General features: G+C 57.7%; 16 protein-coding genes. 5 read left to right on the top strand and 11 right to left on the bottom strand.

Features of this window, described 5'->3' with window-relative positions:
• Positions 1-42 precede the first annotated feature (42 nt).
• The 5 genes from EDF75_RS25905 to EDF75_RS25885 all read right to left on the bottom strand — a co-directional run bounded on the left by EDF75_RS25905 (position 43) and on the right by EDF75_RS25885 (position 5,184).
• The gene (locus tag EDF75_RS25905; protein WP_133601351.1) at positions 43-462 is read right to left on the bottom strand and encodes an RbsD/FucU family protein; all 420 of its coding nucleotides are present in this window, start codon (positions 460-462) and stop codon (positions 43-45) included.
• A gap of 46 nt (positions 463-508) precedes the next feature.
• Positions 509-1,273 carry an SDR family NAD(P)-dependent oxidoreductase gene (locus EDF75_RS25900; RefSeq protein ID WP_115193510.1) on the bottom strand — a complete coding sequence of 255 codons (765 nt, stop codon included), beginning with the start codon at positions 1,271-1,273 and terminating at the stop codon, positions 509-511.
• Between the two features lie 172 nt (positions 1,274-1,445).
• Positions 1,446-3,320 carry a TRAP transporter large permease gene (locus EDF75_RS25895; protein ID WP_133601350.1) on the bottom strand — a complete coding sequence of 625 codons (1,875 nt, stop codon included), beginning with the start codon at positions 3,318-3,320 and terminating at the stop codon, positions 1,446-1,448.
• A 74-nt stretch (positions 3,321-3,394) separates the two neighbouring features.
• Entirely contained in the window at positions 3,395-4,438 is a 1,044-nt protein-coding gene (locus EDF75_RS25890) for a TRAP transporter substrate-binding protein (RefSeq protein ID WP_241722232.1), read from the bottom strand.
• Positions 4,439-4,851: 413 nt separating this feature from the next.
• A complete protein-coding gene (locus EDF75_RS25885; protein ID WP_133601349.1) occupies positions 4,852-5,184 on the bottom strand; it encodes a nuclear transport factor 2 family protein in 333 nt (110 codons plus the stop codon).
• 274 nt (positions 5,185-5,458) lie between these two features.
• Here EDF75_RS25885 and glaH point away from each other — a divergent pair, with 274 nt between their 5' ends.
• From glaH to csiR, 4 genes are all read left to right on the top strand, one after another.
• Positions 5,459-6,436 (top strand): glutarate dioxygenase GlaH, encoded by a 978-nt coding sequence (gene glaH / locus EDF75_RS25880; protein WP_133601348.1) that lies wholly within the window; start codon positions 5,459-5,461, stop codon positions 6,434-6,436.
• Positions 6,437-6,463: 27 nt separating this feature from the next.
• Complete coding sequence (gene lhgO, locus EDF75_RS25875) at positions 6,464-7,732, top strand: L-2-hydroxyglutarate oxidase (protein WP_133601347.1); 1,269 nt, start codon at positions 6,464-6,466, stop codon at positions 7,730-7,732.
• 22 nt (positions 7,733-7,754) lie between these two features.
• Positions 7,755-9,203 (top strand): NADP-dependent succinate-semialdehyde dehydrogenase, encoded by a 1,449-nt coding sequence (gene gabD, locus EDF75_RS25870; protein ID WP_133601346.1) that lies wholly within the window; start codon positions 7,755-7,757, stop codon positions 9,201-9,203.
• 89 nt (positions 9,204-9,292) lie between these two features.
• Positions 9,293-9,985 carry a DNA-binding transcriptional regulator CsiR gene (gene csiR / locus EDF75_RS25865; RefSeq protein WP_133601345.1) on the top strand — a complete coding sequence of 231 codons (693 nt, stop codon included), beginning with the start codon at positions 9,293-9,295 and terminating at the stop codon, positions 9,983-9,985.
• Between the two features lie 19 nt (positions 9,986-10,004).
• Here csiR and EDF75_RS25860 read toward each other — a convergent pair whose 3' ends face one another.
• The 6 genes from EDF75_RS25860 to gpt all read right to left on the bottom strand — a co-directional run bounded on the left by EDF75_RS25860 (position 10,005) and on the right by gpt (position 16,861).
• Positions 10,005-10,307 (bottom strand): hypothetical protein, encoded by a 303-nt coding sequence (locus EDF75_RS25860; RefSeq protein ID WP_243733556.1) that lies wholly within the window; start codon positions 10,305-10,307, stop codon positions 10,005-10,007.
• A 255-nt stretch (positions 10,308-10,562) separates the two neighbouring features.
• The gene (cas6f, locus tag EDF75_RS25855; protein WP_133601344.1) at positions 10,563-11,117 is read right to left on the bottom strand and encodes a type I-F CRISPR-associated endoribonuclease Cas6/Csy4; all 555 of its coding nucleotides are present in this window, start codon (positions 11,115-11,117) and stop codon (positions 10,563-10,565) included.
• Positions 11,118-11,695: 578 nt separating this feature from the next.
• Positions 11,696-13,981: an FdhF/YdeP family oxidoreductase gene (locus EDF75_RS25850; protein ID WP_133601343.1), complete on the bottom strand. Its 2,286-nt coding sequence runs from the start codon at positions 13,979-13,981 to the stop codon at positions 11,696-11,698.
• A gap of 614 nt (positions 13,982-14,595) precedes the next feature.
• Positions 14,596-14,994 (bottom strand): sigma factor-binding protein Crl, encoded by a 399-nt coding sequence (gene crl, locus EDF75_RS25845; protein WP_133601342.1) that lies wholly within the window; start codon positions 14,992-14,994, stop codon positions 14,596-14,598.
• Positions 14,995-15,051: 57 nt separating this feature from the next.
• Entirely contained in the window at positions 15,052-16,296 is a 1,245-nt protein-coding gene (frsA, locus tag EDF75_RS25840; RefSeq protein ID WP_133601341.1) for an esterase FrsA, read from the bottom strand.
• A gap of 106 nt (positions 16,297-16,402) precedes the next feature.
• Positions 16,403-16,861, bottom strand: a complete 459-nt coding sequence (gene gpt, locus EDF75_RS25835) for a xanthine phosphoribosyltransferase (protein WP_041144180.1) — start codon at positions 16,859-16,861, stop codon at positions 16,403-16,405.
• Between the two features lie 257 nt (positions 16,862-17,118).
• Here gpt and pepD point away from each other — a divergent pair, with 257 nt between their 5' ends.
• Entirely contained in the window at positions 17,119-18,576 is a 1,458-nt protein-coding gene (pepD, locus tag EDF75_RS25830; RefSeq protein ID WP_133601340.1) for a cytosol nonspecific dipeptidase, read from the top strand.
• Positions 18,577-18,613: the final 37 nt, after the last annotated feature.

Genomic DNA, 18,613 nt, shown 5'->3' with positions numbered 1-18,613 from the left:
CCGCTGCGATAAAAGAGAAGCGCCCGGGGCGCTTCTCTTTTTTCATACCAGCGTCGGCCCGACGGTGAGCAGAATATTGGCAAAGCGTCGGGTTTCGCCAGACGCGATGGCTAACAGCGTATCCGACGATTTGGCCTGGGCGTAAAAGGCGGTGCGCTCAATATATTCAAGCTCGGTCGCCGGCGTCAGAACCTGGCGATATTCGCGCGCGATAGTATTATCAAACTCGGGCGGGCTGGCCATCAGCGTCGCTTTTTCAACGCTAATATAGCCAAGGATTTTTTGCAGGATCGTCACGCTGCCAATTAAGCCGGGAGAAAAGTTCAGGTACACAATCCGCGCCTGCGCTGCGCTGTTGGTTAAAATAGAATAATTAGCATCGGCAATAAGAATATTGGCCTTATGCCCGCACAGCGCCAGCGCCTGGAGTAAATCAGGATGGATAATATCGGACTTAATCATCAATATGCTCTCTTAATACGGGCGGCGTTAACCGCCCGGTTTTCCGCTATGCCCGGTAAATACCGCCGTTAATATCGATTGTCGCCCCGGAAATAAAGCCATCGTACTCGGAGGCAAGGAAACAGATGGCTCTCGCGACATCCTCCGGCGTGCCCGCCCGGCCCAGCGGGATCTCCTGGACCGTGCGATCGGCCGATTCCTGGGTGGTGTGCTGGTTATGGAAACGCGTACCCAGAATCAGGCCCGGAGCGACCGCGTTGACCCGAATGCCAAACTCCCCGAGCTCGGCGGCAAGCGATCGCGTCCACGTCAGCACCGCGCCTTTCGTCGTGGAGTAGACCAGCGAGCCCGAGTGCCCGCCGGAGCGCCCGGCCAGCGAGGCCAGATTGACGATGCTGGCGCCGTCCGCGGCGCTCTTCAGCCACGGCAGCGCCTGCTGGGTCACGTTGAGCATGGTGGTCATATTGACGTCAATAACGGTCCGCCAGAAGTGGGCGTCAATCTCGCCGAGCCACTTGCGCCCGATGATGCCGCCGACGTTGTTGATCAAAATATCGATACCGCCTAAAAACTCTGCCGCCTCCGCCACGCAGCGGGCGGCGTCCGCCTCATCGGTCAAATCGGCGCGGCCGCAGGCCGCTTTGCGCCCTTTTTGTTCGGCAATCGCCATCAGCTCTTTAGGCCCCTCTTCGCCGCTGAAATAGTGAATATAAATATCGCATCCCGCTTCAATTAATTTTCTTGCGGTCTCTTTTCCAATACCCTGTTCAGCACCGGTAATAAATACTTTTTTTGCCGTTAACAATCCCATTTCAGACTCCTGTTATTCAGACTCAACGCCACCAGAAAATAATATTTATCGCCTCGGGCAATTTTGGAACGTGGACGTCCCTGCCCCCTGGCATAGTAAATTTCAGCTTCCGGACAATTATTTCGGCGGCATAGCAACGATGCCGCCGCCTGGTACTCGATTAACGCAACGCTTAGTAACCCGCCAGCCCCGGCAGCCAGGTGGTTAACGGCGGCACCATCGCCACAATAATGATGCCGACCAGAACCACCGCCAGGTATTTCGCCATCGGCCGGATCACGTGCTTCATCTCCACGCCGCAGATGGCGCAGGTGGTATATAAGCCCAGCCCAATGGGCGGTGAAAATAGCCCAAAGCCCATTGCCAGAATCATGATGATGCCGAAATGCAGCGGATTGAATCCAAGCTGCACGGCAATCGGCACCAGAATCGGGGCAAAGATAATCAGGGCCGGCGCGCCTTCCAGCACCGCGCCGAAGATAATCAAAATCACGATGGTGAGCAGCAGGAACAGCCAGGCCCCCTGCTCAACGCCAATACCGACCAGCAGCCCGGCGATTTGCTGCGGGATCATCTGTATGGTCAGCGCGTAGGAGAGGCTGGTGGCGCAGGCGACGATAAACAGCAGCACCCCGGACATCGCGGCGATATCAATAAACATCTTCACCGTGGCCTTAAACGTCAGCTCGCGAAAAGCCAGCCGGCCGACCACGATGGCGTAGATCACTGCGAAGGCAGAGATCTCGGTCGAGGTGGCGATCCCCATCATCACGCCGCGGCCGATCATAAAGATCATCACCAGCCCAACGGCGGCGCCAAGATAGAGCTGAGCGCGCGGGCGCAGTACGGGATAGGCCTCGCTGACGTTAATTTTGCCGCCAAAGCGGTTGGCGGCAATCATCAGCAGCACCAGCAGACAGGCCGCGGGCACCAGGCCGGCAATAAACAGCGCCCCGATCGAGATATTGGCCACGAAGCCCATCACGATCAGGTTTACGCACGGTGGGATGGTTTCGGCCATCACCGCCGAGGCGGCGAAAACGCCAGCCGCCTCCTCGCCGTCCTGCTTCGCCCGCCGTACCGCGGGCATCAGCACGCCGCCCACCGCGGCAACGTCCGCCAGCTTGGAGCCTGAGATGCCCGAGAAGAAAGCCATCGACAGGACGGTGGTCATGTTTAAACCGCCGCGAAAGCGCCCCATTCCCCGCACGATGAGCTCAACGAGGCGAGTGGACATGCCGTTGATCTCCATTGCCGCTCCGGCGAGCAGGAAGAAGGGGATCGCCAGCAGGACAAAGTGATCGACCCCGGCCGCAACCTGCTGGGAGAAGAAGACAAACGGCAGCGACGGATCGCAGATAAAGAACACCATCGCCGACATGCCGAGGGTGAAGGCAATCGGCACGCCGGCGAGGATACCGAGGACGAAGCAGATAAGCATCAGCCCCGCCGCCGCGCTGGCCGGGTCGGCCATCAGCGACAGCTTGACGTAGCCAAGCGCGGCGAGTGCGAGGATCCCGGCGCCGCTGAGCAGCACGACCCTGGCGCGTTCACGTAAGGCAAGCTCCAGCGCGGCGACCATCATCACCACCGACCCAATCAGCACCGGGATCACGTAGATGACCTGCGGTAAACCGGTTTCGGTAGTCTGCACCCGCGCGGCCTGAACCAGGTCATAGCTGGAGAGGACCAGCCCGACGGAAACCAGAAACAGGATCCAGCGGCTGGCGTGCACCACGTACGGCCGGACGTGCTGCGGCAGAAAGCGCAGGAACAAATCGACGCCGATATGCCCCCCTCTTGCCGTCGATGTTGCGACACCAAAAAAGACCAGCGCAATCATCAGCGCCCGCGCTACCTCTTCCGCCCAGTGAATCGGGGAGTGCAGCGCATAGCGCCAGATAACGGATGCGAAAACCACCAGCACGTTGATAAACAGCACCAGCGCCCCGGCCCAGGCGGTCAGGGTCGTCAAAAATCGACTTAGCCTGCCGAGTAGCGCCAGCGCGACGCACTCATCCTTTGCTTTAATAGAGATATCAGCCATCTTGAACTCTCTGTGTAAGGTCATGGATATCATCACAGGCTCGCCGCGACGGGCGGGCGAGCCGACGCTCCCCGCTACTGCTGGCTCTCCGGCGCCGCGGCGGTAATCTCATCAACGATAGGTTTCATATCCGGGTACTGGCTAAGGAACGCCTGCCAAACCGGCTGCACCTGCTGATAGAAATAGCGGCGATCGGTTTCGCGGAAGGTTACGCCCCTGGCCTCCAGGTTCTTAATGGCCTCCTGCTCTTTTTTACCGGCCTGCAGGCGTTCGTAGTCGGTCGCCTCTTTGGCCGCGGCCAGCACCTCGCCGCGCAGCTCCGCCGGGATCTGCTCGAAGCTTTTCTTATTCATGGCGATCATCAGCGGGTTGTAGCTATGGCGGGTCAGAGTGCCATTTTTGACAATTTCATAATATTTGCTCGAGTAGATCGTCGGGGCGTCGTGCTCTACGCCGTCAATCACCCCCATCTGCAGGCTCGAATAGACTTCTCCTCCCGGCATCGGAATCGCCACCGCCCCCATATGGTTCAGGGTGGCGATAAAGTTGGGCACCGGCAAAACGCGGATTTTGAGATTTTTCAAATCTTCAGGTTTTTCAATAACCTTCTTAGTATAAATATTGCGCGCGCCGAGGTTATAGCCGTAACCCAGCACCATCACGTTAGCCTTATTCATCATCAAAGCCGCCAGCTTTTCACCCGCTTTGCCGTCGAGGGTTTTGCCGACCTGAGCGTAATCTTTAAATAAGTAGCCGAGATCCAGGACGCCAATTTCAGGGACCAGCGTGGCCCAGATGGAGGTCCCGGAGATCATCATATTAATTGCGCCAATGCGTACCTGCTGGGTGGCGTCCGCCTCCTTCCCCAGCATGCCGTTGGGGAAGTAATTCAGCTTGATCTGCCCTTTCAGTTTTTCATTGTTATTCAGGTTTTCCTGAAAGCGGCTGAACCAGATGTAGTGGGCCGATGATTCATCCGCGGGCAGCGAAGAGTAGACCCGAAAATTAAGCGCCGCGTGGGCCAAAGAGGTCACGGCGCTGCCGGCTAACAGAGCCGTGCCCAAACATGCAACGGCAAAAATACGACTTACTGAACAAAACGGTTTCATTTTCATCATCGTTATCCTTTCACGTCCCGTTGAGATAGATGTCACCCTCTCAGGCCTGGCTGAATCGGCGGGGGAGTTAAACAAAAAAGTAGCTTCACGCGTCTACTGTAACGTTTTAGTGTAACGTTACAGAAACTATCCGGCGCCCTGGCTAAAAGCAAGGTGCTTAACGGGATCCTGGCGGATGAGATGTGATTTTTGTGGCGGACATCGCTAATTTGCGCCCGGGTGTTACACAGTGAAAAGCAGGTCGTGGCTGTTTAGTCACTGTTTAGCGCAGAGAAGGAGGAAGGCAGAGAGAGTGTGGCGCCGCGACGGCCCGGCGCCAGCGGCAGAGCGTTTGGCCCCACCGCACCGGCGGCTATTCGCTGGCGAAAATAGCGCGGCCGGCAGATGGGCGCTCTCCTCACCGGCGAGGAGCGTCAGGCGGCAAAATAGAACCACGCGGTCTTAATAAGCTGATTCTCAACTTCAAAAACCGCCATACTCTCAATCGGCTCCGCGGAGAGTCCGTAAATCAGTTCGTGGTCGAAAACCTTATTGCCGAGAACGGTACGGAAAATAAGTTCCGCCCGCAGTTCAGCAACGTTAAAACGCTGGTTGACGTAAAACTCCCTTAACGCCGGAATGCCGATCATCGCGGGGGTTTCCGCCGGCATGCGGTACGCTTTGAAATCTTCGGAAAAGCAGGCAATAAATTGATTAATATCGTGGGCGTTGTAGGCCTTAAACTGCTTCTCCACCGGGCATTCCATGACGCATTCCTTTTCACTATAAGTAATTATAAATGCACAATAACTGAATTTTTATTCAAACGTCACCTCCTATTTTTGTCACTTATATCCCGCCAGCGCTCTTCTTCGCGTCCAGTCACCCCGCTGCACCAACGGCTCTCTTTTAACGCCCCGGATCACAAAAAACAAACAATCAGCGCAGTTAATGCGCACCTTTTGAAAATGTAGATATTTTTAAGCTATGGCTACGAAATAAATATTGCCGAGCCGGACCCTACCGCGAGGATCGATTCTGATGAATACGTTCACTGCCGTAAAACCCCATCCCGACGATAGCGCCCGCAGCGATGGCGGGTTCACCATCATCCCCTCTGCCCACTCGCCGCGGCTGCTGGAGCTCACCTTTTCCGCGCAGACTGCCCGCCAGTTTATGCAGCAGGTCGCACAGTGGCCGGTGCAGGCGCTGGAATATAAATCCTTCCTGCGCTTTAAAATTGCGAAGATCCTCGACGATCTCTGCGCCGGCCAGCTGCAGCCGCTGCTGTACGACACGCTGCTGGATCGCCGTCAGGGGGCGCTGCTGATCGGCGCGGAAGGAATTGATAGCGTGGGCCAGGCCGATGAGATGGTGAAGCTGGCAACGGCGGTTGCCCATCTGATTGGCCGCTCCAACTACGACGCCATGAGCGGCCAATACTACGCCCGCTTTGTGGTGACTAACGTCGATAGTTCGGACAGCTATCTGCGGCAGCCGCATCGCGTCATGGAGCTGCATAACGACGGAACCTACGTCGAAGAGATCACCGACTACGTGCTGATGATGAAAATCGACGAGCAGCATATGCAGGGCGGAAACTCCCTGCTGCTGCATCTTGACGACTGGGAGCATCTGGATCGTTACTTCCGCCATCCGCTGGCCCGTCGCCCGATGCGCTGGGCCGCGCCGCCGAGCAAAAACGTCAGCCACGACGTCTTCCATCCGGTGTTCGACGTCGACCGCCAGGGCCGCCCGGTAATGCGCTATATCGATCAGTTCGTGCAGCCAAAAGATTTTGCCGAAGGCATCTGGCTAAGCGATCTCTCGGACGCCCTGGAGAGCAGCCAGAACATCCTCTCCGTTCCGGTGCCGGTGGGCAAACTGCTGTTGATTAACAATCTGTTCTGGCTGCACGGCCGCGACCGCTTTACCGCGCATCCGGATCTGCGCCGGGAGCTGATGCGCCAGCGCGGCTACATCAGCGATGCCGACCACCGCTGCCGGCCCCATCAGTAAGCGCTATCAGTCGAAGGAACCGCGTGGATGTATGATTTTGTGATTATCGGCGGCGGCATTATCGGCATGTCGACCGCCATGCAGCTGCGGGAGGTCTACCCGGACGCCAGAGTTGCTCTGCTGGAGAAAGAGTCCGCGCCGGCCTGTCATCAGACCGGCCGCAATAGCGGCGTGATTCATGCCGGGGTCTACTACACCCCCGGGAGCCTCAAGGCGCAGTTCTGCCTTGCCGGCAATCGGGCGACCAAAGCCTTTTGCCAGCGGTACGGCATCCGCTATGACGTCTGCGGAAAAATGCTGGTCGCCACCTCGCCGCTGGAGATGGCGCGGATGCGGGCGCTGTGGGATCGCACCGCGGCCAACGGCCTGCAGCGCGAATGGCTTAGCGCGGAGGCGCTGCGCGAGCGGGAGCCGAATATTACCGGCACCGGCGCCATTTTTGTCCCCGCCAGCGGGATCGTCAGCTATCGCGAAGTTACCGAGGCGATGGCGAAAGCCTTCGTCGCCGGCGGCGGGGAAATTGTCTACGCCGCCGAGGTTAGCGCCCTGAAAGAGCACGCCGCCGGCGTGGTCGTCTACACTAAACAGGGACAGGAGTTTGAAGCCGCCACGTTAGTGAGCTGTAGCGGCCTGATGGCCGACAGGGTGGTCAAAATGCTCGGCGTCGATCCCGGTTTTATTGTCTGCCCGTTTCGTGGGGAGTATTTCCGCCTGGCGCCTCAGCATAACCAGATAGTGAATCATCTGATCTACCCGATACCCGACCCGGCGATGCCGTTTCTCGGGGTCCACCTCACGCGCATGATTGACGGCAGCGTGACCGTGGGCCCGAATGCGGTGCTCGCCCTGAAGCGTGAAGGCTATCGCAAACGCGATTTTTCACTCTCCGATACGCTGGAAATCCTCACTTCGCCCGCTATTCGCCGGGTGCTGCAGGGCAACCTGCGATCGGGCTTAGGCGAAATGAAAAACTCCCTGTGCAAAGGCGGCTATTTGCGGCTGGTACAAAAGTACTGCCCGAGCCTCGCTCTACAGGATCTCCAGCCGTGGCCTGCGGGCGTTCGCGCGCAGGCGGTTTCTCCGCACGGCAGGCTGATCGACGATTTTCTGTTCGTCACCACCGCGCGCTCCATTCATACCTGCAATGCGCCCTCCCCGGCGGCCACATCGGCTCTGCCCATCGGGGCGCATATCGTCGGCAAAGTACAGGCGCTGCTCGCCCGCCAGCACAACCCCGGCCGCAGCCTGCGCGCCGCCCGTAGCGCGGACTCCGTGCTTGCCGAATACACCCGTTAAACGCTTGAAACAGGACACTATCATGCAGCTCAACGACCCAACTTTGTTTCGCCAGCAGGCATTTATCAACGGCCAGTGGCGCGATGCCCTCAGCGGGGAGGTGATTACGGTCACCAACCCGGCCAACGACCAGCGGCTGGGCAGCGTGCCGAAAATGGGCGCCGAAGAGACCCACGAGGCCATTGATGCCGCCAACCGCGCGCTCCCTGCGTGGCGGGCGCTAACGGCTAAAGAGCGGGCCTCGATCCTGCGCCGCTGGTTCGATCTTATCATGGCGAACCAGGACGACCTCGCCCGCCTGATGACCCTGGAGCAGGGGAAACCGCTGGCGGAAGCTAAGGGCGAAATCGGCTACGCCGCCTCGTTTATCGAATGGTTTGCCGAAGAGGGTAAGCGCGTCTACGGCGACACCATTCCCGGCCATCAGGCGGATAAGCGCCTGATCGTTATCAAGCAGCCGATTGGCGTCACCGCCGCCATCACGCCGTGGAACTTCCCTGCCGCCATGATCACCCGCAAGGCCGGCCCGGCGCTGGCCGCTGGCTGCACCATGGTGCTCAAGCCCGCCAGCCAGACCCCCTTCTCCGCCCTCGCGCTGGCCGAGCTGGCGCAGCGCGCCGGGATCCCCGACGGCGTATTCAGCGTGGTCACCGGATCCGCAGGCGCGGTTGGCAACGCGCTGACCAGCAACCCGCTGGTGCGCAAGCTATCGTTTACCGGATCGACGGAGATTGGCCGCCAGCTGATGGCGCAGTGCGCGCAGGATATTAAGAAAGTCTCCCTCGAGCTCGGCGGCAACGCGCCGTTTATCGTGTTCGACGATGCCGATCTCGATAAAGCGGTTGAAGGCGCGCTGGCCTCCAAGTTCCGCAACGCCGGACAGACCTGCGTTTGCGCCAATCGCCTGTACGTGCAGGAGGGCGTTTACGACCGCTTTGCCGCGAAGCTGCAGCAGGCGGTTGAAAAGCTGCGGCTCGGCGATGGCCTGCAAAGCGGCGTCACCACCGGGCCGCTGATTGATGACAAAGCGGTCGCCAAGGTGCAGGAGCATATTGCCGATGCCCTCGCCAAAGGCGCGCGCATCATGACCGGCGGCAAGGTGCACGAGCTGGGCGGTAACTTCTTCCAGCCGACGATCCTGCTGGACGTTCCCGATAGCGCTAAGGTTGCCAAAGAGGAGACCTTTGGCCCGCTGGCCCCGCTGTTCCGCTTTAAAGATGAGGCGGACGTTATCCGTCAGGCTAACGATACCGAATTCGGCCTGGCGGCCTATTTCTATGCCCGCGATCTGAGCCGCGTCTTCCGCGTTGGCGAGGCGCTGGAGTACGGGATTGTCGGGATCAACACCGGCCTCATCTCCAATGAGGTCGCGCCTTTTGGCGGCGTCAAAGCCTCGGGACTCGGCCGCGAGGGCTCGAAGTATGGCATCGACGATTACTTAGAGATCAAATATATGTGCATTGGTCTGTAGGGTTACGCCCGACGTTGATGCCGTCAATACAACCCTAATACGCCCGTCCCGGCGCGGAAAGGCCGGGATAGCCGTTCAGGAGTAAGCCCATGACCGCCACCTCCCAGCCGACGGCCATCGACGGATATCGCTGGCTCAAAAGCGACATCATTCGCGGCCTGTATCAGCCCGATGAGAAGCTGCGTATGAGCCTGTTAACCGCGCGCTATGCGCTTGGCGTCGGGCCGCTGCGCGAAGCGCTCTCCCGGCTGGTTGCCGAGCGCCTGGTCACCGTGGTTAATCAAAAAGGCTATCGGGTTGCATCGATGTCGCAGCAGGAGCTGCTCGATATCTTCGACGCCAGGGCCAATATGGAGGCGATGCTGGTGCGTCTCGCCATCGAGCGCGGCGATGACGAGTGGGAGGCCGAACTGCTCGCGAGAGCGCATCTGCTCAATAAGCTGGAGTCCAGCGACGCCAGCGAGCAGCTGCTGGAGGAGTGGGATAGACGTCATCAGGCGTTCCATTCCGCCATCGTTGCCGGCTGCGGTTCACAGTATCTGCTGCAAATGCGCGAACGCCTTTTCGACCTCGCCGCGCGCTACCGTTTTATCTGGCTGCGCACGACCGTGCTGTCGGTTGCCATGCTGGAAGATAAGCAGCGTCAGCATCGAAGGCTAACCGAGGCGATTCTGGCGCGCGACGCCCCGCTTGCCGGTGAGCTGATGCGCCAGCATCTGCTGACGCCAATTCCGGTCATTCAGCGGGCGATGGCGGGAAAACTTCAGCACAAAGCCTCCTGACGAGGCGCTGCCGGAGGGCTTATTTGGCCGGCTTCTTATAGAAAGGCAGCTGCGTAATCGGGTAGGTGTAGGTCTCCTGAACGACGCATCGATCGGGGGTCGCCATGCCGGAGTAGAAGAAAAAGTACTCGTTACTATCGGGGAAAAAGACCAGATCGTCGCCGTTTTGAAAGCGGGTGATGCGAAAAGGCACCTGGCTTTTCGTCTGCGCCTGCTTCATGCCCGAGGCGACCTGAAAATGATCCCCCCACTTCATGGTGGAGAGCTTGTAGTGGAAGCGGGAGATCGTCACGCTTTGCCGCAGCGAGCAGGATAGTTTCACCGCGGTGCCGGCCCATGCTGGTGAGAGAAATAAGCCTATCAGGCTTGTTAGCAATATGAATTTCATGAAGATCTTATAATTTGAGGGGCTATTTTTCTCACGGTATCACGTATCGCTCCATCAGGCATTCCCGGCGGCCACATTCGCCAGGCGGACCTGGATTCCAGGAATTATCCTGGTCTTAATCGCGCGAATCCCCGAAAGACGATAAGCGGAGCGGGAAATTTCGGCGATGGCGCCCCACCGCCGGACTCTTCAAAAGAAGGGGACCGTCGCGGTGGAGCTCAGCCCGTAATGGTTAAACGTGCCCTCCGTTGGCGTATCGCTTAAGTCGCCTGCGGCAATAAACATGCGGAAGCTTCGACCCAGGGCCTGATTCTTTATCCAGATATAGGGTAAATCGGAAGTCGGCGTCGCGACCTGACGCCTGTGCCCGGTCGGCGCGTCGGCCGAGATAGCGCCGCGGCGATTCATATAGCGCTTCATGCGCTGGCGCGGCGTTTTAAGCTGCACGCGCCGGTAATGACGATACTGGACGTTATCGGGTACCGGCGTCGCCGGGCCAATCCAGATATAATGTGATAACTCATTAAGTAATACCCGAAGCCTGAGATTTTCCAGCCCGTGCCGCTGCCCGTGTAGCCTAATCACATTCCCCGGCGTTTGCTTAAATGCCGGCAGGCTTAAGCCAATATCCCCATGCCTGTGGGCGCTTAGCGCAACAAATAGTTTTTCAAACAGCGCGGAAAGGAGGGATGGCAGGCAGCGTGATTGACGTGGAATAAGTTTAATTTCAATATAATAATCCATCGGCTATTTCTCCTTAATACATTGCCGCCATCCTTACCCATACAAAATACAAGTCCATTGATACAAATCAAATGAGCAAAAGGTAAGGAAATAACAGCGTAGCGGTTGAAGCGGGGTTTAACCTGGCTAATTTCATCGCGTAGAGTCAATAAAATGGCGCGCCGAAATAATAGTCACGTCTGCGTTATTATTTCGCCAGGGTGACTATTACATGATGTGCATAACAGGCTGATGGCTGACGGGATTATTTATTGCGCGACATCCCTCGCTTTATATTTCCCTCGATGGCCTGGACATTGCCCTGTAGGCCCTTACCCTTTGACTGCGACAAGATAAAGCCCAGCCTGGTACGGAAGAAAAGAATAAAACAAACTGTCGATGGCGCAGAGATTAAAATCGAAAACATTTACGGGGAACGTTAGTTTCTATTCTGTGTGTGGCGCACTATTTTTCCGCTGTCCTGGCGGGGAGCGCTGATTATGATCGGTTGCGCCAGCGCGGCGGGCCGCCGGGCGCAAAGTGACCGACCGGACTGACGTGACGGGGATAGCATCGCGCTATCCCCGCTTTCCGGCGTCTCAGGACTTATAGATACGCACCGGGGCGCTCTTATAGGCCGGCGTCAGGCTCTGTTTATCAACCGCGTCCAGCGACAGTAAAATGTTGGCCTCCGGCAGATAGGCGGCGACGGACGACGCGGCCATCGGGACAATATAAACCGTCTGGCTGCGCATCACCCTCTCTTCACAGGCATTGCCCCGATCGTCCAGGGCCACAATATTGACCACATCACCCTGCGCCAGCTGGCGCTTTTGCGCTTCCTGACGGCTCAGGAAAATGACGTCACGGCGTCCGGTAACGCCGCGGTAGCGGTCGTCCATCCCGTAAATCGTCGTGTTGTACTGGTCGTGGCTGCGAATCGTTGTCAGCACCAGGCAGTCTGACGGCATACCCGCGCTATCCAGCGCCTCGGCATCGCAAACGTGGAAGGTCGCCTTGCCCGAAGCCGTGCGGTATTCGCCGCGCGAGGCCGGGTTATCGAGGCGGAAGCCGCCGGGGGCAGCGATGCGCTCGTTGAACTGATGGAACTCGGGGATGACGGCTTCAATCGCCTCGCGGATCAGCCGATAGTCCGCCACCAGCTTCTCCCAGGCGACCGGGCTGCGCGGTAGCGTGGCGCGCGCCAGGCCCGCCACAATGGCGGGCTCAGACAGTAGCCACGGCGAGGCCGGCTTCAGCGAGCCGGTTGAGGCATGCACCATGCTCATCGAGTCCTCAACGGTGACGGACTGCACGCCCGCGCGTTGCATATCGCGCTCGGTGCGTCCTAAGGTCGGGAACAGATAGGTGTTTTTGCCCGCCAGCAGGTGGGAGCGGTTGAGTTTGGTCGCAACGTGGACCTGCAGATCCAGGCGGCGCATCGCCGGGAAGGTTCGCAGCGGATCGGGCATCGCCACGGCGAGGTTGCCGCCCATGCAGATGAGCCCGCGAGAAACCCGGCTTTCGATGGCCTTAATGCTTTCGATGGAGGATCGTCCGTGCGCCCGCGGTACCGTGATACCGAAATAGTTTTCCAGCCGCAGGTTAAACGCTTCATCCGGCGCTTCGTTGATTCCCACCGTCCTGTCACCCTGGACATTAGAATGGCCGCGTAGCGGACAAATACCGGCGCCTTCACGCCCCATATTGCCGCGCATCAGCAGCAGATTGATCAGCTGCTGGACGTTCTGGGTGCCGTTACGATGCTGCGTAATTCCCAGGCCATAGCTGATGATAACCCGCCGGTGGCGGCGATAAATATCGGCAAAATATTCGATAGCGCTGCGCTCAACGCCCGCCCCGCGCTCAATATCCGCCCAGTCGAGGCCGCTCAGATCGTCAAATAGCGCCTGGTATCCCGAGGTTTGCGAGGCGATAAATTCGCTATCAATGACCGGCTCCTGCTGCAGGGAGCGACGCTGCGCGTCCATCTCCAGCAGCGCTTTCATGGCGCCGCGGAAAAACCACGCGTCGCCCCCAACGCGGATCTGGAAGTAATCGCTGGAGAGATCCGTGTGCCCGCCCATGAGCATGTCGCTCGGCGACTGGGGGAAGCTAAACCGCTCCAGGCCACGCTCGCGCAGCGGGTTTACGGAGATAATCTTCGCCCCGCGCTTCGCCACTTCGCGCAGGGTCGTCAGCATCCGCGGATGGTTAGTGCCCGGATTATGGCCGACGCAAATCACCAGATCCGCGGCGTCAAAATCGCTCAGCTCGACGGTGCCCTTGCCGATCCCGATTGAGGAGCCCAGCCCGGTGCCGGTCGGGCTGTGGCACATATTGGAGCAGTCGGGGAAGTTGTTGCTGCCGTATTCGCGCGCGTAGAGCTGATAGAGAAACGCCGCTTCATTTGAGGTGCGCCCGGAGGTGTAAAACTCCATCTCATCAGGGGAGAACCCGCGCATGATGTTACCGATTTCGGCAAACGCCTCCTCCCACGCGATGGGCTGGTAGGTATCGCTGATAATGTCGTATTTCATCGGATGAGTGAGCCGGCCGCTGTTTTCCAGCTCAAAATCGCTTTGCTGCCAAAGCTCGCTCAGCGTGTGGCGGGCAAAGAACGCCGGCGAGGCTTTTTTGCCGGTGGTTTCCCAGGAGACGGCCTTGACGCCGTTTTCGCACAGCTCCATCACCGAGCGGTGCTCCGGATCGGGCCACGCGCAGCCGGGGCAATCAAACCCCTTCACCTGATTCATTTTAAACAGCGCGATGGTGTCGCGTACCGGCGTTTTTTGTCCCAGCACGTGCGCGGTACAGGCCTTAACGGCTCCCCATCCTCCGGCGGCGCCCTGGTATTCGTTTAATCCACGGGTAGTATCAGTCATCAGATCGTATCAGTTATATTTTCAATGCTGCTTTATTAACACAGGCGCTCCGTCGCGCTGATTCCTATCAAGGGGTACGGCGCTAACAGAAAATAATAAGAAAGAAGTATTTCGCTGGCGGGGAAATAAAGTTCCGCGGGTGCTTATGGCGAGATAAACATCAGGCCGGCCGGGACGGTTACGCCTCTGCGAGCAGGATTAAAAGAACTTTACCTTTTTAGAACAGCAGGATAGCTATTTATTTTCTGCTAAGACTACCCTTAACGGGTCAGGTTACATCGAGAATAATGAGTAAAAAAAACCGCCCGCACATTCTCCAGGCAGGACCTTGTTGCCCGCCCATGGTGTCGCAACAGGTTAAAAAGCAACAGCCGATATGCATCCAAAAATAAACCCGCAGAAAGAGCAGAATATTCTCTGCGGTTTAATAAACTGATTCGCGGACGGTTATTTTCCAGGCGCAATAAATTTCTACCCCCTTTAATCCGGGGTATTAAAACAGGGTGATCAAGCAGGCCGGAGGGATTTACAATTAGTAAAAAATTTTCTACGTAAAAAAATGTCCACGCTGTGGGCATGGACATTTTCGCTCAATTGGGTCTACGGACGGGGCATCAGGCTCTCAGCCTGACCGGCTCGCTAAAGTCATCAGCCGGTTCAAGCTTGAGGCTGAACGTTGCCAGCAGCGCGTTGGCTCTGGTGTGGAAATCACGGAGCGTTTTTTCAAGCCGTTCGCTAACTTCAGGATCGGCGATATCCACCGACTGCCATACCCCTTCTTTATCGAACAAACCAAACTGATAGCTGTACGTGAAGCGCGATGCCTGTGCTTCCATCTCCATCCACCAACCCCAAAACTCTCGTTTTTCCGGCGCCGGTTTAACGTTGACGCAAACTGCCAGGCAATCGAAAAAGAAGCGGTTGTCTTCACACTGCTCTTCGCGGATATAGGGGCCAAGAGCCGTGAATTTCTTAATCAGCTTACTCTTCAGGTGTCCACTCGGTAACGTCATTGCGATCTCCTTTAGTGATGCAACTGTTTTACCAAATCAATAAAATTTAGCAATAAATTAACTAAATCTATGATTGATCCACCGGCTAATCTGCCGCAATGCGTGATCAAAACTGCGATAAATCGGCTTCGATGGGATCTCGAGCAGCTTGCCATCGGCAGATGATGAGGTAATTAAACGCGACTCCTCTTCCGGACTGAAAGGATCGTTTTTCCAGTAGCCGGAGAACATCGGCGTCGGGCAGCGGCGTCCCAGAAGCCCCTGGGTTTTTAACGAGTAGCGGTTCAGCTCAATGCGCAGCGCTTCGTCAGAAGCGTCGTGCATTCCCAGACGCGACGCCAGCACGTCAAGATACATTTCAGGGACTCGCCCCTGGTGCAGAGGATCGATCAGCAGGCTGTGCACCACCGGCCCCAGACAGGCAACGGCCTTCAGGCGCTGTGACTCAAGATAGCCGAGCCGGACGGCAATATTGGCGCCAAAGCGGAAGCCGAACGCCGCGACCCGGGTATGGTCGACCCACGGAACGTTCTGCAGATGCCGCAGCGCGTGCTGGTGCAGCAGGCTGGTGTCCTGGGTCAGCTTCCATTTCGATGAAAAGCCGATGGAAGGCAGATCGAGGGTCAGCATCGCTATCCCCAGCGGGGCAAAATAGTCCTCATACAGGCTGTAGTAATCGGTCTGCAGCGAGTCCAGGCCGCCGCACATCATGATCACCGGGAACGGGCCTTCACCTTTTGGCAGGTGTAAAAAGCCGCTGACCGGCGCGCCGCCGGGTACCGGGAATTCGATCTCGCGTAGTTCGCCGGGCAGGCGCTGGGCGGCCTCTTCATAGGCCCGGTTGGCCAGCGCCTGCGCCTGATCGGCAAGCTCATCGCCTTTAATATGCGGATAGGCGGCAATGCTGTAGAGGTTGGAGGCGTGCAGCCAGTGGCGGCCGCTGAGCTCAAGGTCCGTTTCCTGACCCGCCATTTGCTGCCAAATCATGGCCTGTTTAGACCATTCGAAAATCCAGTTGCCGCCGCGATACCCCACGACGGTGTCGTACAGCTCCGGGTTGGTGCGCTCCGCATCGCTCATGACGATGCGCGCCTGCACGTCGAGGATCTCCTGCGGCGTCACGCCCCGGCGGATCCACATCAGGCGATTGATCAGCCGATACCAACGATCGACGTTGCTGCCATCAAGCGCGGAGTGGATCGGCTGCTGCGAACCGGACGCAAACCGGCGCACCAGGGTTGACGTTTCTGGATGTTTGAATCGAGGTTTAAACAGCGTTTCGCTAAGGTTAGCCTGTGACATGTGCAGTCTCCATCGTGTTGCCACTCCTGCTATTGTAACCTGCTAACAGGCAAAAAAAACCACGCCCGGCAAAACCGGGCGTGGTAAATAGCACTTGCCTTGAAAATTAACGGCCTGAGATAGGCGGTACGAAGACCACGCCCATATCCCACGGCTGTTCAATCCAGGTTTCCTGCGGAATATCAACAACATAATCGTCAACCAGCGGACGACCGGCCGGCTTAGCGAAAATAGTGACGAAGTGTGCTTTTGGATACATTTCGCGGATGGCTACCGCGGTACCGCCGGTATCAACCAGGTCATCAATCACGATGAACCCTTCACCATCACCTTCAGCACGCTTAAGGACGGTCAGCTCACGCTGGTTATCGTGGTCATAGCTAGAAATGCAAACGGTATCAACATGACGAATACCCAGCTCACGCGCCAGCAGCGCGCCCGGTACCAGACCACCGCGGCTAACGGCAATAATGCCTTTCCATTGTTCAGAAGGCATCAGGCGACTTGCCAGTTTGCGGGCGTGAATCTGCAACATGTCCCAGGTGACGACGTATTTTTCGCTCATGTGAAGTGTCCCAGCCTGTGTTATACGGCTTAAATGATGTTCGAGGGGGAAAATGGTTGCGCGAGATTATAGAGATCTGACGCGCTAAAAACCAGTATTAAGCGGCCCTGGCGACGCTTTTTGCGTTGTTTCCACTACCCGTTAGCGTGGAAAGTGGTATTCTCAACCCCACCGCGCAAGCCCTCGCTTGACGTGTATTCTATTGCTAACCCTCGACCTGCAAAAGAATTTTGCAGGCGATCGTAAGGAGACTCATCGTGTCTGAACTGTCTCAATTATCCCCGCAGCCGCTGTGGGATATTTTTGCCAAAATCTGCTCCATTCCCCACCCTTCCTATCACGAAGAACAACTCGCTGAACACATCATGGGCTGGGCAAAAGAAAAAGGCTTACACGCAGAACGCGACCAGGTTGGCAACATTCTGATTCGTAAAGCCGCTACCGCCGGGATGGAAAACCGTAAACCGGTCGTGCTGCAGGCGCACCTCGATATGGTGCCGCAGAAAAACAACGACACCGTTCACGACTTTACTAAAGATCCGATTCAGCCGTACATCGACGGCGAGTGGATCAAGGCCCGCGGCACAACCCTGGGCGCCGATAACGGCATCGGCATGGCTTCCGCTCTGGCGGTGCTGGCTGACGACGCCGTTGAACACGGCCCGCTGGAAGTGCTGCTGACCATGACCGAAGAAGCCGGGATGGACGGCGCGTTTGGCCTGCAGGCAAACTGGCTGCAGGCCGATATCCTGATTAATACCGACTCGGAAGAAGAAGGCGAAATCTACATGGGTTGCGCCGGTGGTATCGACTTCACCTCCAACCTGCCGCTGGCGCGCGAAGCGATTCCGGCCGGTTTCCAGAGCTTTAAGCTGACCTTAAAAGGGCTGAAAGGCGGCCACTCCGGCGGTGAAATCCACGTCGGTCTGGGAAATGCCAACAAGCTGCTGGCCCGCTTCTTCGCCGGTCACGCCGCCGAGCTGGACCTGCGCCTGGTTGATTTCAACGGCGGCACCCTGCGTAACGCCATTCCGCGTGAAGCCTTCGCCACCGTTGCGGTAGCCGCTGACAAGACGGACGCCCTGGCGGCCCTGGTCAACACCTACCAGGAGATCCTTAAAAACGAGCTGGCGGCCAAAGAGAAGAATCTGGTCCTGCTGCTGGATGCCGTTACGACGGATAAAGCCGCGCTGACGGCGCAGTCTCGCGACGGCTTCGTTCGCCTGCTGAACGCCATGCCGAACGGCGTGATCCGTAACTCCGACGTGGCGAAGGGCGTGGTAGAGACCTCCCTCAACGTCGGCGTGGTCACCATGACCGATGATAACGTCGAAATTCACTGCCTGATCCGTTCCCTGATCGACAGCGGCAAAGACTACGTCGTCAGCATGCTGGATTCGTTAGGTAAACTGGCGGGCGCTAAAACCGAAGCCAAGGGCGCTTACCCAGGCTGGCAGCCGGATGCAAACTCACCGGTTATGCATCTGGTCCGCGAAACCTACCAGCGTCTGTTTAACAAAACGCCGAATATCCAGATTATTCACGCCGGTCTGGAGTGCGGTCTGTTCAAGAAGCCGTACCCGAATATGGATATGGTTTCCATTGGGCCGACCATTACCGGACCTCACTCTCCGGACGAACAGGTTCATATCGAGAGCGTTGGCCAGTACTGGACCCTGCTGACTGAACTGCTGAAAGCCATTCCGGCGAAGTAAGTTCCGCCGCGAAAAGAGCTCGGGTACGGCGCGTTGC

The organism is Klebsiella sp. BIGb0149 (assembly GCF_004362605.1).
In the GTDB taxonomy this organism is placed as follows: Bacteria; Pseudomonadota; Gammaproteobacteria; order Enterobacterales; family Enterobacteriaceae; genus Klebsiella; species Klebsiella terrigena.
The sequence above is the reverse complement of the archived record's forward strand: the minus strand, read 5'-3'. Positions and strand labels throughout refer to the sequence as shown.